The organism is Streptomyces sp. NBC_00554, from assembly GCF_041431135.1.
In the GTDB taxonomy this organism is placed as follows: domain Bacteria; phylum Actinomycetota; class Actinomycetes; order Streptomycetales; family Streptomycetaceae; genus Streptomyces.
Map to the genome: position 1 here is coordinate 2,446,827 of NZ_CP107799.1, position 13,742 is coordinate 2,460,568.

Genomic DNA, 13,742 nt, shown 5'->3' on the forward strand with positions numbered 1-13,742 from the left:
GCCGACCGCCGCGACCGCACCGACCGCCCTCAGTCGCGGCTGTCGTGGGCGTCGTGGCCGTCGTGGGCGTCGTGGCCGTCGCTGGGTGCCCCGCCCATCATCCTCAGCATGTCCGTCCCGCCGGTCCGGAAGAAGCGCGCGATCAGTGTGGCCGCCAGTAGGAGGAAGGCGATGTTGAGCCAGGTCGTGTAGTTCCAGGTGATGCCCTCCATGGGGATCGTGGCGTCGGCCTGGTCGGGGACGAGGCCGAGGCCGCCGAAGACGAGTTCCACGATGTAGCCGGCGACGACCATCGCCACGTAGAACGTGCCGAGGAGGAAGAGCGTCATCCTCGCTCCGTAGTACTTCCGGTAGATGTTGAGGATCGGCAGGATCAGCAGGTCGGCGAAGATGAACGCGACCACGCCGCCGAAGCTGATGCCGCCCTGCCACAGCACGACGGCCAGCGGCACGTTGCCGATCGAGCAGACGAACGAGGCGATGGCGACGAGCGGGCCGATCAGCGGGCCCCAGAGCTTGGACGCCAGCGGGTGGCCCTCGAAGAAGAACGCGCTCCAGAAGGAGTCCGGCACCCATGCGGCGATCGCTCCCGCGATGAGCAGGCCGATGACGAGATCGCGCAGGATCGCGGCCCACTCCATGACGAAGACATGGGCGGTGGAGGTGAAGCCCTCTCCGGAGAACAGCCGCCGGCGGAACGAGCCCTCCTTCCGTACGGACATGTCCATCGCGGCGTGGCCCTCCATCGAGCCCGCGAGGCCCCGTTCGGCCTGTTCGCCCGCCTCACGCAGCAGCTTGTCGCGCAGGAAGAGGCGGAAGAGCACCGCGAGGACCACGATCATGATCGGTCCCCCGATGAACTCCGCCGCGGTGAACTGCCAGCCCATCAGCAGGGCCAGGATCACGCCGAGTTCGACGACCAGGTTGGTCGAGGCGATCTCGAAGGCCATCGCGGCGGTGAAGTTCGCGCCCTTGCGGAACAGGGAACGCGCCAGGGCGACGGCGGCGTACGAGCACGACGACGAGGCCGCGCCGAGGCCTGCCGCCAGTGCGAGGGTCCGGGGCCGGTCGTCACCGAGCAGGCGGACGATCGTGGCCTTGCGCACCACCGCCTGGACGACGGCGGACAGGCCGAAGCCGAGGATCAGGGCCCAGGTGATCTCCCAGGTCATCGACCCGGTGATGGACAGGGCATGCAGTACGGCCTGCAGTGCGGCATCCACGGCTTGCCTTCCGGTGGAGGAGCTTTGGCAGGGGTGGGCCTTCGCCGGGACGAAGGCCCACCCCACTGTGGGTCAGAGCCGGTCGAGGATCTCGTTCATCTTCTCGATCTCGGCGGTCTGGGCCGTGACGATGGCCGTGGCGAGCTTCTTCGCGTCGGCGTTCTCGCCGTTCTTCTGCTCGTCGTTGGCCATGGTGATCGCACCCTGGTGGTGGCCGATCATCAGCTGGGCGAACTCCTTGTCGAAGTCCTTGCCCTTGGCTGCCTGGAGGTCGGTCATGTCCTGGTCGGACATCATCCCGGGCATCGCGGAGGATTCGCCCGAACCGTGATCCATACCGGCCATGTCACCCGTCGACGACGAGGCCGAGGGCAGCGGCTTGCCCCAGGACTTCAGCCAGCCCTCCATCGTGTTGATCTCGGGGTCCTGGGCCTTCTCGATCGCGGCGGCCAGGTCCTTGATCTCCTGGTCGTCGGCGCGGCCGTCGGCGAGCTCGGCCATCTCGACGGCCTGCTGGTGGTGCGGGATCATCTGCTGCGCGAACATCACGTCCGCGTCATTGAAAGCGCTGTCCGGGGTGGCCGACGCCGAAGCGCTGCCGGAGCCGTGGTTCATCCCGGGCATCGACGAGTCGTTGGACGTGGAACCGTCCGAGCCGCAGGCCGCCAGGGCCAGGGCGAGAACGGCGACGGTGCCGGCGGCCGCGAGAGTGCGGCGGCGGGCAGCGGAAGACGAAGAAGCGGACATCACAGGGTTCTTTCCGGGTGGACGCGCCACACCGGTGGCGCGCGAAAGGGGCAGGTTCTCCTTGCCGGTCCGGCTCGGGGCCGGATCCGGTGGATGCCTGTCACGTCCGCGCGACGCACACCTGAAGCAGGAAATCTCTGCCGCCCGATGGCGGTCCCCGCCGTGCCGGCCCCCACATCGCCGAGGGACACCCGGCGAGCCCCCACACCACCAGGGCCACCAGGCCCAGACCGGCGAGCAGCCCGCTCGCGGGGAGCGGCAACCGGTCACGGGCGGGAGTGGACACGCACAGCTCGCCGCTCATCGCGGCCATGGCTGTCGTGAGGGAGACGGCGGGGACGACGGCCTGTTCACCCTGCGCGGCCGCGTGGCCCGAATGCGCGGGCATGCTCACGGGCGCCGGCATGACGCCCTCGCCGTGACAGCCGCCACCGGCGTTCACCGGCGCCCCGTGCATGAGGAACAGCCCGAAGAGGACAGCACACAGCGCGAGCAGCCGGGGAACTCCCGGCCCACACGTCAGCCTGCGGTCCACTCTGCCTCGCGCTCCCTCACTCGGTCGTACGCGTCCTGCGGTGCGGGCACGACGATACCCCCACCGGGTGTCTCAGCTCTTGCGCGCGTCCGGTTACGCGAGCTGCGACTGGACCTGCGCCGCGATCAGGTCGAGGTGGTCCAGATCGTCGAGGTCGAGGATCTGGAGGTAGATCCGCTGGGAGCCGATCGCGGCGTACTGGCCGATCTTCTCGACGACCTCGTCCGGGGAACCGGCCAGGCCGTTCGCCTTCAGGTCGTCGACATCGCGGCCGATCGCGGCGGCGCGGCGGGCCACCTCGGCATCGTCCTTGCCGACGCAGGCCACGAGCGCGTTGGAGTACGTGATGCCTGCTGCCTTGCGGCCGGCCTGCTCCGCCGCGGCACGCACCCGGCCGAACTGGCGCTCGCTGTCCTCGATCGAGGCGAACGGGATGTTGAACTCGTCGGCGTACTGCGCGGCGAGCCGGGGGGTGCGGGTCGCGCCGTGGCCGCCGATGAGGACGGGCACCTTCGCCTGGGCGGGCTTGGGCAGAGCGGGCGAGTCGGTGAGGTCGTAGTAGGTGCCGTGGTGGCTGAAGGTCTTGCCGACCTCGGTCGCCCACAGCCCGGTGACGATCGCCAGCTGCTCCTCCAGTCGCGCGAACTTCTCCTTCGGGAACGGGATGCCGTACGCCTTGTGCTCCTCCTCGAACCAGCCCGCGCCCAGGCCCAGTTCGACGCGGCCGCCGGACATCTGGTCGACCTGTGCGACCTGGATCGCGAGGACTCCGGGCAGGCGGAAGGTGCCGGCGGTCATCAGCGTGCCGAGCCGGATGCGCTTGGTCTCGCGGGCGAGCCCGGCGAGGGTGATCCAGGCATCGGTCGGGCCCGGAAGGCCGTCGGCCGAACCCATGCTGAGGTAGTGGTCGGAACGGAAGAAGGCGTCGAAGCCGAGGTCTTCGGTGGCCTTGGCGACAGCGAGGAGGGTGTCGTAGGTGGCGCCCTGCTGGGGCTCGGTGAAGATTCGAAGATCCATGCCTCCATCCTGCACGGTCGTGTGCCGGTCAACCCCACCGGTCCCGCCGGTCACTCCCGTCCCCGGTCGGGTGAAAATCCGTCAACCCCGCGTGTGCTGCGGGTTCGCGCCAGTGACCCCGCTCGGCGGTGATCGTTGGCTCGGGCGGAGCCGGACCGCCCGGCGCCCGTCGCCGGCGGTCGCCGGGGCGTCACCCGCATCGGTCCCGCTCAGGGGCCAAGGGCCGAGGAGGCCGTCATGTCCCAAGACGCAGTTCCGCAGCAGGTGGTACCTGCACAGCCGAAGGGGCTGCTTCAGCAGATGGAAGAGCTCATGGCGTCGCTCAACGCGGACCTGTCCCAGTTGGACGCGGACCTCTCGGGCACCCGGCCCGCCCTCACGGACGAGCCCGACCACGCCTGAAGCCTGCTGCTGCCAGCGGCGGCGGGGGCACGGTCCGTCCTGCAATTCCCGAGACGCGTCACCCCGCCGCCGAATCCCGCTCACGCTCCAGGACCATCCGGTCCCGCACCGCCAGCCGTCTCAGCATCTCCAGCACCCGGTCCCGGGACTCGTCTGCCGCGTCGATGGCCTCCATGCACTGCCAGTAGGTCCCGTGGTCGTCCGCCGCGCAGGCTATGCCGACGAGGGCTATGCCGACCTCGCCGAGGAGACCGCCGAGGCAGAGGAGCGCCTCGCGGGCGTCGCCCAACTCGGTGAGCTGGGCGGCCCGTAAGGCACCGACGTCGAGGACGGGAGCCCCGAGGACACCGCAGCCCCGTCCCGCAAGCTCGGTCAGGCCGAGGGCCTCGCCCCGGAGTTCAGGGGGGCCGGAGACGGCGAAACGGCTGCCGATCGCCTGAGCCAGGGAGTGCGCCTGCCACGCCTCCTCCATCACCTCCGGGGACTCTCCCGTCTCCGCCAGTGCACGCCTGCTCGCCACAATGAGACGCACCGCATCCATGCGCTGCCCCCGTCTGTCCCGACGCGCTCAACACACGTCCGCCCGAACTCCGCCGTCCACTACCCAGAGTGAGGGAGCCCGGGACGAAAAGCCAGAGGAAGCCTGAAATCGGTGGACACGGAGTTGAGTGTGGACAACTCGACAACTCCGGAGAGTGACAGACTGCCGAATCCGCCCGCTGTCACGACTCCTCCGGCGCCGGAAACCTCCGCTCGTTCCGGTCGATCTTCGCGTCGAGCGCGGCGAGCGGGTCGATGCCGAGCACCTCGCAGAGCTGGAGCAGATAGGCCAGGACGTCCGCGACCTCGTCGGTGACACGGTGGGCGGTGTCCGCGTCGTCCATCACCCGGGCCGACTCCTCCGGCGTCAACCACTGGAAGATCTCGACCAGTTCGGACGCCTCCACGCTCAGCGCGGCGACGAGGTTCTTGGGGGTGTGGTAGGGCCCCCAGTTCCGCGCGGCCGCGAACTCGGCAAGGCGGCGCTGCAGCTTCGCTACGTCCAGTTCGGTCACGGCTCACGTCCAGTCTCTGTCACGGCTCACGCCCCAGCCCTGCCGCCCCGCTCACGGCTCACGTCCAGTCTCCGTCAAGGCCAAGGTCAAAGATCCACCACCCTCACACCCGGCACCCCGCAGGCCCAGGAAGCGTCGCTCATGGCGCCGACCAGCCGGATGTGCCCGCGTTCGCACATCCGCGCCGCCAGCCGCACCAGCTCCCCCGTCTGCCGGGCGTCCAGACAGCGGTCGAGACCGTCGGCCAGAACGGTCAGCGTCTGGAGCGCGGCGGGCACCTCTCCCGCCTGGTCGACCGCCAGCACGCCAGGTCCGGTGAGCAGCACCAGGGCCAGCGCCAGATACCTCAACTCGCCGTCCCCGAGCAGCCCCAGTTCCGTACGAACGCCATCGCCGCGGTCGAGGAACCCTCGGATCGTGCCGTCGCGCAGGGTCTCGCCCAGGACGTCCATGACCGGGCCGGCGCATCCGGCCCCGACCGCGCCGACCAGGAGCGCATGCCGCCGGGCGCACTCCGCCCGCGTACGCCACAGCACTTCGGCGATGTTGTCGCAGCCCCGCAGCAGCAGGCCGGAGCCGACCGCGACGGGGGCGCGCATCCGGCGGGGGCTCGGGTCGCAGGCGTAGACGGACCGCAGGGCGAGCACCATCTGCTCGGCGGCGGCGAGGACTTGGCGCTCCCCGTCGGTCCTGCCCGCGACGCGCAGCGGCAGGAGCGCGGTGCCGAGGCGGTCGTCGGGGAGGGGGCCGCGGGTCACCGCGGACGTGCCTCCGGTGTGCCAGGCGGCCTGGACGACGGGGCGCCCCGGATCCCGTAACGCCGTCTCCAGCAGGGTCACGCCGCCCGCTGTCAACCGCTCGCCCACGATGCGCAGTTCGGGCTCGGCCTGTACGGCGACGTCAAGGCGTACGGGGCCTTCGGGACCGTCGACCGTGCAGCCGATGCGGAAGCCGCGGCGCCGCTGGGCATCGGGCCGGGCCCGTTCGGGCACGCAGGTGACCGGGTCCGGGAACACCTCTTCCAGCTCGGCGCCGCTGCCCAGCCGTGCCAGTGCCTCGTACGCCCGCAGGGCACTGGTCTTGCCGCTGCCGCTCGGCCCCGCGATGAGGGTGAGCGGTCCCAGCGGGAACCGGACGCGCCGGTGCGTGGCGAAAGCGGCGAGCCGCAGTTCGGTGACGCCCGGGCGGTCGGGGCGCGCCTCCGCCGCCGCGGGGGCCTCCAGGGATGACATGGTCATATCCGGACGTTAGGCCTCCGCCGACAGGCGAACCGTTCCGCCTAGGTGACCTTCCTACGATCGAGGGACGGACGGGCGACGGACCGCAGGATTTCAGCGGGCGACGGACCGCAGAGTTTCAGCGGTCGATGGACCACTGGGTGTCAGCGGCCGACAACCCCCGCATCACCCTCCAGGAGCCCCCGCCCCCTCCATCAGCCCGCTCACCTCGGTCCCCGGCGGTGTCAGCAGGAACACGTTCCGGTCGACGCGGTGCATGCCGCTCGCCCGCCCGAAGACCACGCCCGTACTGAAGTCAAGGACCCGCTTGGCGACGTCGGTCTCCGCGGCGGTCAGGTCGAGGAGGACGGGTATCCCCGCCATCAGCGTCTCGGCGACCTCGCGGGCGTCCGCGAACACGTTGATCCGCAGGACCACGAAGCGGCGGCGCGCCTCCGTGGGGGCCTCGGGTATCGACCGGTGGTCGACCGCCGACGGCCAGGCGTCCCGGCCTCGCAACGGAACGACCTGGGCGAGCCCCTCCCACTGTTCGTCGGTGGCGTCGTGACTGTTCACCGCTCCACCCCGTCCTGGCTCGCACTGGTTGTCTGCACCGGGCAATTCTTACGCATGGTCACCCGTTCGGCCCAACAGCGACACGGTCCGCGACCCGTTCGCAGGCGCCGACGCGGTGACGATGCGGACATAATTAGCCAAAACCAGCACCCCTCAGCAATCGAGGCCTTCTCCCATGAGTCTGAGCATCCGCAACCAACTCCCCGGCACCGTCGCCTCCGTCACCCCGGGTGAGGTGATGGCGACGGTGAAGATCCGTCTCGACGGCGGTCAGGACCTCACCGCGGCCGTCACCCTGGAGGCCGTCGAGGACCTGGGCCTGACCACGGGCTCCGCGGTCCGCGCACTGATCAAGTCGACGGAGGTGTCCCTGGCCACCGGCCCGGTGAACGGGGTCAGCATCCGCAACCAGCTCCCCGGCACGGTCACCGACGTCGCCACCGGCGGCGCCATGGCCCGCGTCAAGGTCGACGTCGCGGGCGCCGAGCTCACCTCCGCGATCACCAAGGACGCGGTCACCGAACTCGGCCTGGCCACCGGCTCCCCGGTCGTCGCACTCATCAAGGCCACCGAGGTGTCACTCTCCAACGCCTGACGGGCAGCCGCCCCTCTTACCCGCCTCACACCGGACTCTTCACCTCCGCCCGTACGCCGCTCACCTGCGCGAATTAACGTCCCGAGCCGTGTACTTGGCAGATACGAGACCGTCGCCGACCAGCGGACAGGACCTCACGGGGACAGCGCCGGACGAGGCGCCCGCTCAGTGGCATCGGGTCCTGACGCTGCTCGCCGACATCAGCCTCTTCATCGGTACGCGTGCGGTGTGGACGCAGGCCGCGAGTCACCACCTGGTCGTGGCCGCGGTCGTCTCGCTCTGCTACGCCTCGATCCTCGCGACCGGCGTACTGGCCCTGGTCGTACGCCGGCGCCGCACGCTCGCCCGTCTCGACGGTTGCGTCCTCGTGACCGCCGTGACGCTCGCACTGTGCGCGTACGCCATGAACCACGGCGGCAGCGACGAGGCGGTGCTGACCACTCGGGCCGCCCATGAGTTCCTCGCCGGTCACCAGGTCTACGGGCGGCCCTGGCCCTGGCTGTTCGGTCACGGCGTCGCGCTCACCCCGACGATGACGGGCGGCTACGACTACACGTACGGCTATCCGCCGCTGCCCCTCATGCTCACCGCACCGCTGCTGTGGATCGGTCACGGTGCCGCCGCGGCGACGCTGGTCAGCACCCTAGCCCTGATCTTGGGCGCGATCGTGATGTGGCGGCTGCTGCCGGTGCCGTGGCGTTCCGCGGCCACGCTGGTCTGCCTGGGCTTCGGTCTGCTGCCGGTGTACGGCAGGCTCGGCTATCCGGCGATCGTCGCGCTCGCCCTACTGGTCCCGGTGGTGGTCGGCTGGCCCCGGATGGGCGGCGGCGGCCGGGGCGACTTGGTGCGGGCGGCGTGCCTGGGCGCGGCCTGCGCGGCGCAGCAACTGCCCTGGTTCCTGGCGCCGTTCCTGCTGGCCGGGATCTACGCACTGCGCCGCGGCGAACTGGGACCGCGCGCCGCCGCGGCCGCCGTGGGCCGGATCGTGGGCGTGGCCGCCACGACCTGGCTGCTGATCAACGCGTACTTCATCGTGAGCGAGCCGCGCGCCTGGCTCTCGGGCATCGCGCTGCCCCTGACCCAGAAGGCGGACCTGCACGGCCAGGGTCTGGTCGGCATCTCGCTCTACCTCACCGACGGCAGCGGCCGCCTGGCCTGGTACTCCCACGCCAGCCTGCTGCTGGCCGCCGCCCTGCTGGCGCTGTTCGTCCTCTTCGTACGGCGGCTGGGTCCTGCGGCGACGGTCCTGCCCTGGTGCGCGTTCTTTCTGGCGACCCGCTCGCAGGACGGCTACTACCTGCTGATGACCCCGTTGTGGCTGGCGGCGGCCGTCACCGCGCCCCCGCAGTCCTTCACCACCGCGTGGCAGCCCCGCCCGGCCTTCCTGCGCGGTCCGCACCGGCGCGGGGCCCGTATGGCCACGGCCCTGCTCCTGCTGACCCCGTCTCTGGCGGCGGTGACCCTGGCGGCGACGGGCTCACCACCTCTGCGTATGCAGGTCCTCGGAGCCCGCCGGACCACCGGCGCCCTCGCCGGACTCACCGTCCGCGCCGCCAACCTCGGCGACTCGGCGCTGCGCCCCCACTTCACCCTCACCACGGGCCAGGGCATGGGCCGTTACTGGTTCATCGCCTCCGGCCTGACCACAATCCCCGCCCACAGCTCCGCGCGGTACGAACTCCTGCCGCCCAGCGGCAGGTTCGCCCTCCCCCGCGCCGGCGTACGCATCCGCATACGGGCCTTCTCAGCCTCGCCAATGACCTTGTCGAGCGCGGATGTGCACCTGCCGGCCGTCGAGAAGAGCTGACGGGTGCCGTCATCGCGGCCGGTGCCAGCGGATCCAGGCGGCCTGGCCGCCGTCGACGAGGAGGTCGGTGCCGGTGATGTACGGCGCCCCGGGACCGACGAGGAAGGCCACCACCTCGGCGATCTCTCCGGGCGTTCCGGTGCGGCCCGCGCCGCACGCGTCGAGCATCTTCAGCATGTGCTCGCCGGACGGCGACTCGGCCTCGGCCTTCGCCATCGCGGTGGAGATCACACCCGGGCTGACGCTGTTCACGCGGGCGCCGCGGAGGTTCCAGGCGAGTGCGGCGGCCTGTACCCGCAGGTGGTTGGCGCGCTTGGACACGATGTACGCGGACTGCGCGTCGTCTCCGATGGCGGTGACGACGTCGAGTCCCAGGAGTTCCTCCGTGGGAGTCGTCGCGAGGGCGGCCTCGTCCGCGCCGCTCAGGGACGCGTAGTGACCGGCCATGCTGGAGACGCACACCATTGAATCCTCCCCCAGCTGAAGCAGGGGGATTCCTGGCTCACGCTGCCTGTGGGTCAGCAACCCAACAGGTCTTCCACGATCAACACCAGCCGGGTTGAAACCAGCCCGGTTTGATACGGCAAAACTCGGAGGTGCATGTGCTGTCTTGGCTCTCGATCAGCACGGCGTACGCGCTTGGTTCTCGCAACGCACGGCGCACAGCTTACCCGATCAGGTGGACGGTGTTTCGCCCTGGGGACGAAACACCGCTTCCTGCCCTGCTCCGCAGGAGTCCGATTCCTCGCCGGTCTGAAGGCTGAGGCATCCTCGGAGGAACCCGGTGACCACGACCATGTCACGACGGGACTCATGCGGTCGGTCATCCACGGCCAACCTCCTTGTTTTCAGCTCCTGTTGAGGTCTTCACGGCTTCCCGCCACGGGGCGCTCGCCGCGATCGCCTGCCGCCAGGGGCGGATCGCCTTGGGCGGCATACCGACCGCGAGGGCTCCGGTCAGCCGGTCGCCGGCGCGATAGGCGACCACAAAACGGCGCTCGTCCAAGTCCCCTTCCACCACGGCGACTTCGTCATGGCTGCGGAGGTAGCCGAACGCCTGGATCTTCATGTCGTACTGGTCGGACCAGAAGTACGGCACGGGAGCGAAGGGCTTGCGGGCCTCGGGGTTGAGCAGGTTCCGTGCGGCGGCCATGCCCTGCTCGGCGGCGTTCGTACGGTGCTCGATGCGCATCGAGGTGCCGAACAGCGGGTTGTACCAGCGGGCCACGTCACCGGCCGCGTACACGTTCCGCGCGGCCTCGCAGTACTCGTCGCACACCAGACCGTCACCCAGGGTCAGCCCGCTGCCCTCCAGCCACTCGGTGTTCGGCAGCGAGCCGACGGCCACCAACACCTCGTCGGCCTCGATCAGTTCACCGTCCGCGAGCCGTACCCCTTCGTCGGTCACCTCGCTCACCGTGACCCCGGTCCGCAGATCCACACCGCTCACCAGATGGGCCTCCGACAGCACCCGCCCGACCGCTTCGCCGACCGCGTGGGCCAGCGGCACCGGCGCCGGTTCGAGGAGGGTGACCACGGCGCCGAGGCCCCGGGCCACGGCGGCTGCCTCCGCCCCGAGGAATCCGGCGCCGACGACGACCAACCGCTTTCCGGGGCCCAGCCGTTCCCGCAGGGCCAGGGCGTCGCCCAGGGTGCGCAGTACGTGCGCGCCCTCACCCGGGAGCCGGCGGGGCCGTACCCCCGTTGCCACGATCAGACCGTCGTACGGCACCGGTGGGCCGTCGGCCAGCAGCACCGTGCGTCCGGCGAGGTCGAGGCCGGTCGCGGTGGCGCCGAGGCGCAGGTCCAGGTCCAGGGCGCCCAGGTCGCCCGGCGTGCGCAGGGCCAGCCGTTCGGGCTCCCACTGCGTGGCCAGGATCTGCTTGGACAGCGGCGGCCGGTCGTACGGGACGTGCGGTTCGTCGCCGACGAGGGTGATCGTGCCGTCGTACCCCTCGCGGCGCAGTGTCTCGGCCGCCGCGAGCCCGGCGGCCGAGGCACCGACGACGAGGATCCGCCCGATGTCTCGGCTCACTTCTCGACCAGCCGGATCGCCGCCGCCGGGCAGATCGCCACGGCTTCCTGTACTCCGTCGAGGAGTTCGGCGCCGGGCTCCTCGACCAGCAGGATCGCGACGCCGTCGTCGTCACGCTGGTCGAAGACCTCCGGAGACGCGACGACGCACTGCCCCGATGCCACGCACTTCGGCTCGTCCAGTTCTACACGCATGGGTTTCTTCCTCGGCTGTTCTGTGGGGGGGAGAGGTTCACCAGGTGACGGGCAGGCAGCGGACGCCATACGTGGTCCCGCTGTTGTCGAACTCCAGCTGCTCGATCGGGGCCGCCAGGCGCAGCGTGGGAACGCGGCGGTAGAGCGTGCTGTAGACGACCTGGAGTTCCAGGCGGGCGAGGGACTGGCCGAGGCACTGGTGGGGGCCGTAGCCGAACGCGTTGTGGTGGCGCGCGGGCCGGGAGAGGTCCAGCCGGTCGGCGTCGGGGAAGACTTCCCTGTCCCAGTTGGCGGCGGTGATCTCGACGAGGATGCCGTCCCCGGCGCGGATGGTCCGGCCGTCGATCTCGATGTCCTCCTTGGCGACCCGACGGAGCCCGGAGTGGACGATGGTCAGGTAGCGCAGGAGTTCCTCGACCGCGTTCGCGACGACCTTCGGGTCCTCGGTGTCGCGCAGCACGGCGAGCTGCTCGGGGTTCTCCAGCAGGGCGAGGGTGCCGAGGCTGATCATCGTGGCGGTGGTCTCGTGCCCGGCGATGAGCATCGCGACGCCCATGTGGACGGCCTCGCTGCGCGTCATCTCGCCGGCGTTGACCCGGCCCGCGAGTTCGGACAGCGTGTCGTCGCCCGGGTCGGTGAGCTTCTCGCCGAGCAGCTTGTCCAGGTAGTCGCTCATGGCCCGGCTCGCCGCCTGGGACTCGGCCGGCGGCGCGGCCCGGTCGAGGGCGAGGCTGCTGTTGCGCTGGAAGAACTCGTGGTCGGCGTAGGGCACTCCGAGCAGTTCGGAGATGACCAGGGACGGCACGGGGAGGGCAAGGGCCGTGAGCAGGTCCGCCGGGTTGGGGCCCGCGAGCATGTCGTCGATGAGATCGTCGACGATCTTCTGGATCGGCTCCCGCAGCTTCTCGATCCGCTTGATGAGGAACGGTCCTGTGACCATGCGGCGCAGCCGGGTGTGCTCGGGGGCGTCGGTGTTGACGATCATCCTGGGGGTGAACGGCGCGATCTGCGCCCGGTACTCGCTCACATGCGGAAAGCTGCCGAAGTGGTCGTCGTTGCTGACGCGGGGATCGGCGAGCAGGGCCCGCTGCTGGGCGTGGCCGGTGATGAGCCAGGGCTCGCTGCCGTCCCAGATCCTCACCTGGGTGACCGGCGTCTCCTCGCGCAGCGCCTCGAGGGCAGGCGGCGGGGCGAAGGGGCAGCCGGTCGCCCTGGGCATCGGGTACTCGGCGATCCGGGCCGCGTCGTCCGCGGGATCTGTCAGTGTCTCGGCCAATGTCACTCCTCGGTGGGGGCTCCGTCGGAACAGCGAACGGAGAACGGAGAGCGGGGACTTGGGGTCGCGAGGCCGATTGGGGGGCCTCGGTGATCACATGCAAGCGGAACGGACTGACAGCTGCCGGTCAGATACCTGACAGCGGACTGACGTGACGTAGGTCACGTACTCGGAGAGGAAGCTCGATCGCCCGGCCGCCCCTCGCCGTCTTCAACTCTTCGGCGATTACCGGTAGATGCAGGAGTGACCGATCGCCCGGCTCTACGCCGATTCCCTGGGGACTGTGATGTCGGACTTCGCGAACAGGACGGGTACCGCGTTCGTCGCGGGCGGCACGGGTGGCATCGGCGCGGCGATCGTGCGGACGCTGGCCGAGCGGGGCAGCGACGTGGCGTTCACCTATCGCGCGAACCAGGCGGCGGCCGACGGTCTCGCCGGCGAGGTGAAGGCGTACGGGCGCCAAGTGCTGGCGCTGCGGCTCGACTTGAGCGACGAGTCGGCCACGGCGGAGGCGGTGTCCGAGGCCGCGTCGGCGGGCGGCGGCATCCACACCGTCGTGTACGCGGCGGGCCCGCCCGTGCCGATGGTGCACCTGAGCCGAGTGTCGCCGAGTCAGTACCGCGCCCAACTCGACGCGGACGCGGGGGCGTTCTTCAACCTGGTTCATGCCGCGCTGCCGGGACTGCGGGAGAGCCGGGGCAGCATCGTCGCCGTCACCACGGTGGCCACGCGCCGTTTCCCGGTCCGGGACGGGCTCTCCTCGGGCACGAAGGGCGCGGTCGAGGCGGTCGCACGGGCGCTGGCCGCCGAGGAGGGCCGGTACGGGGTACGTGTGAACTGTGTCGGCCCCGGCATGCTGACCGACGGCAACGCCGCACGTCTGATCAGTTCCGGCGAACTCGACGACAAGGCGCTGGAGATCACCCGGCGCAACATCCCACTGCGCCGGTTCGGCGCCGCGACGGACATCGCCGAGGCGGTCGCGTTCCTGGCGTCCGACCGTGCCGGTTTCATCACCGGGCAGGCGCTGGGGGTGGATGGCGGGTACAGCGTCTAGCCCGCT

Annotated in this window: 16 protein-coding genes; 4 read left to right on the forward strand and 12 right to left on the reverse strand. The window is 70.6% G+C overall.

All coding sequences use genetic code 11. The annotated features are described in order from the left end of the window. Nucleotides 1–29 precede the first annotated feature (29 nt). The 4 genes from OG266_RS10650 to OG266_RS10665 form a co-directional block, all read right to left on the reverse strand. Complete coding sequence (locus tag OG266_RS10650) at nucleotides 30–1,211, reverse strand: permease (protein WP_371552733.1); 1,182 nt, start codon at nucleotides 1,209–1,211, stop codon at nucleotides 30–32. Nucleotides 1,212–1,295: 84 nt separating this feature from the next. Further along, nucleotides 1,296–1,970, reverse strand: coding sequence for a DUF305 domain-containing protein (locus OG266_RS10655; protein ID WP_371544985.1), 675 nt, complete (start codon nucleotides 1,968–1,970; stop codon nucleotides 1,296–1,298). A gap of 100 nt (nucleotides 1,971–2,070) precedes the next feature. Next, nucleotides 2,071–2,505 carry a hypothetical protein gene (locus OG266_RS10660; RefSeq protein WP_371544988.1) on the reverse strand — a complete coding sequence of 145 codons (435 nt, stop codon included), beginning with the start codon at nucleotides 2,503–2,505 and terminating at the stop codon, nucleotides 2,071–2,073. Nucleotides 2,506–2,598: 93 nt separating this feature from the next. Continuing rightward, entirely contained in the window at nucleotides 2,599–3,522 is a 924-nt protein-coding gene (locus tag OG266_RS10665) for an LLM class F420-dependent oxidoreductase (protein WP_371544990.1), read from the reverse strand. Nucleotides 3,523–3,759: 237 nt separating this feature from the next. Between OG266_RS10665 and OG266_RS10670 the strand changes: the two genes are divergently transcribed. Next, nucleotides 3,760–3,924, forward strand: a complete 165-nt coding sequence (locus OG266_RS10670) for a hypothetical protein (RefSeq protein ID WP_371544991.1) — start codon at nucleotides 3,760–3,762, stop codon at nucleotides 3,922–3,924. Between the two features lie 58 nt (nucleotides 3,925–3,982). Here OG266_RS10670 and OG266_RS10675 read toward each other — a convergent pair whose 3' ends face one another. The 4 genes from OG266_RS10675 to OG266_RS10690 form a co-directional block, all read right to left on the reverse strand. Further along, a complete protein-coding gene (locus tag OG266_RS10675; RefSeq protein ID WP_266474186.1) occupies nucleotides 3,983–4,465 on the reverse strand; it encodes a DUF6099 family protein in 483 nt (160 codons plus the stop codon). A gap of 181 nt (nucleotides 4,466–4,646) precedes the next feature. After that, complete coding sequence (locus OG266_RS10680; RefSeq protein WP_266833718.1) at nucleotides 4,647–4,979, reverse strand: nucleotide pyrophosphohydrolase; 333 nt, start codon at nucleotides 4,977–4,979, stop codon at nucleotides 4,647–4,649. Between the two features lie 86 nt (nucleotides 4,980–5,065). Beyond that, nucleotides 5,066–6,217, reverse strand: a complete 1,152-nt coding sequence (locus OG266_RS10685) for an ATP-binding protein (protein ID WP_371544995.1) — start codon at nucleotides 6,215–6,217, stop codon at nucleotides 5,066–5,068. A 165-nt stretch (nucleotides 6,218–6,382) separates the two neighbouring features. Next, nucleotides 6,383–6,772 carry a cell division protein SepF gene (locus OG266_RS10690; protein WP_266474191.1) on the reverse strand — a complete coding sequence of 130 codons (390 nt, stop codon included), beginning with the start codon at nucleotides 6,770–6,772 and terminating at the stop codon, nucleotides 6,383–6,385. 175 nt (nucleotides 6,773–6,947) lie between these two features. Here OG266_RS10690 and OG266_RS10695 point away from each other — a divergent pair, with 175 nt between their 5' ends. Further along, complete coding sequence (locus OG266_RS10695; RefSeq protein WP_266474193.1) at nucleotides 6,948–7,367, forward strand: molybdopterin-binding protein; 420 nt, start codon at nucleotides 6,948–6,950, stop codon at nucleotides 7,365–7,367. A 94-nt stretch (nucleotides 7,368–7,461) separates the two neighbouring features. Beyond that, nucleotides 7,462–9,174, forward strand: a complete 1,713-nt coding sequence (locus tag OG266_RS10700; RefSeq protein ID WP_266474195.1) for a hypothetical protein — start codon at nucleotides 7,462–7,464, stop codon at nucleotides 9,172–9,174. A gap of 9 nt (nucleotides 9,175–9,183) precedes the next feature. Here the strand turns inward: OG266_RS10700 and OG266_RS10705 are convergent, their stop codons facing one another. From OG266_RS10705 to OG266_RS10720, 4 genes are all read right to left on the reverse strand, one after another. Further along, nucleotides 9,184–9,621 carry an SDR family oxidoreductase gene (locus OG266_RS10705; RefSeq protein WP_266474196.1) on the reverse strand — a complete coding sequence of 146 codons (438 nt, stop codon included), beginning with the start codon at nucleotides 9,619–9,621 and terminating at the stop codon, nucleotides 9,184–9,186. A gap of 376 nt (nucleotides 9,622–9,997) precedes the next feature. Next, complete coding sequence (locus OG266_RS10710; RefSeq protein ID WP_266475041.1) at nucleotides 9,998–11,197, reverse strand: NAD(P)/FAD-dependent oxidoreductase; 1,200 nt, start codon at nucleotides 11,195–11,197, stop codon at nucleotides 9,998–10,000. Nucleotides 11,198–11,205: 8 nt separating this feature from the next. After that, complete coding sequence (locus tag OG266_RS10715) at nucleotides 11,206–11,403, reverse strand: ferredoxin (RefSeq protein ID WP_266474197.1); 198 nt, start codon at nucleotides 11,401–11,403, stop codon at nucleotides 11,206–11,208. A gap of 37 nt (nucleotides 11,404–11,440) precedes the next feature. Then, the gene (locus tag OG266_RS10720; RefSeq protein ID WP_326720185.1) at nucleotides 11,441–12,679 is read right to left on the reverse strand and encodes a cytochrome P450; all 1,239 of its coding nucleotides are present in this window, start codon (nucleotides 12,677–12,679) and stop codon (nucleotides 11,441–11,443) included. A 286-nt stretch (nucleotides 12,680–12,965) separates the two neighbouring features. Between OG266_RS10720 and OG266_RS10725 the strand changes: the two genes are divergently transcribed. After that, a complete protein-coding gene (locus OG266_RS10725; protein WP_371544999.1) occupies nucleotides 12,966–13,736 on the forward strand; it encodes an SDR family NAD(P)-dependent oxidoreductase in 771 nt (256 codons plus the stop codon). The last annotated feature ends 6 nt before the right edge of the window (nucleotides 13,737–13,742 follow it).

Coding starts and splice junctions, on each gene's coding strand:
- OG266_RS10665 (WP_371544990.1), bottom strand. CDS start 3,522: ATGGATCTTCGAATCTTCACCGAGCCCCAGCAGGGCGCCACCTACGAC.
- OG266_RS10725 (WP_371544999.1), top strand. CDS start 12,966: ATGTCGGACTTCGCGAACAGGACGGGTACCGCGTTCGTCGCGGGCGGC.
- OG266_RS10670 (WP_371544991.1), top strand. CDS start 3,760: ATGTCCCAAGACGCAGTTCCGCAGCAGGTGGTACCTGCACAGCCGAAG.
- OG266_RS10675 (WP_266474186.1), bottom strand. CDS start 4,465: ATGGATGCGGTGCGTCTCATTGTGGCGAGCAGGCGTGCACTGGCGGAG.
- OG266_RS10705 (WP_266474196.1), bottom strand. CDS start 9,621: ATGGCCGGTCACTACGCGTCCCTGAGCGGCGCGGACGAGGCCGCCCTC.
- OG266_RS10685 (WP_371544995.1), bottom strand. CDS start 6,217: ATGACCATGTCATCCCTGGAGGCCCCCGCGGCGGCGGAGGCGCGCCCC.
- OG266_RS10695 (WP_266474193.1), top strand. CDS start 6,948: ATGAGTCTGAGCATCCGCAACCAACTCCCCGGCACCGTCGCCTCCGTC.
- OG266_RS10715 (WP_266474197.1), bottom strand. CDS start 11,403: ATGCGTGTAGAACTGGACGAGCCGAAGTGCGTGGCATCGGGGCAGTGC.
- OG266_RS10655 (WP_371544985.1), bottom strand. CDS start 1,970: ATGTCCGCTTCTTCGTCTTCCGCTGCCCGCCGCCGCACTCTCGCGGCC.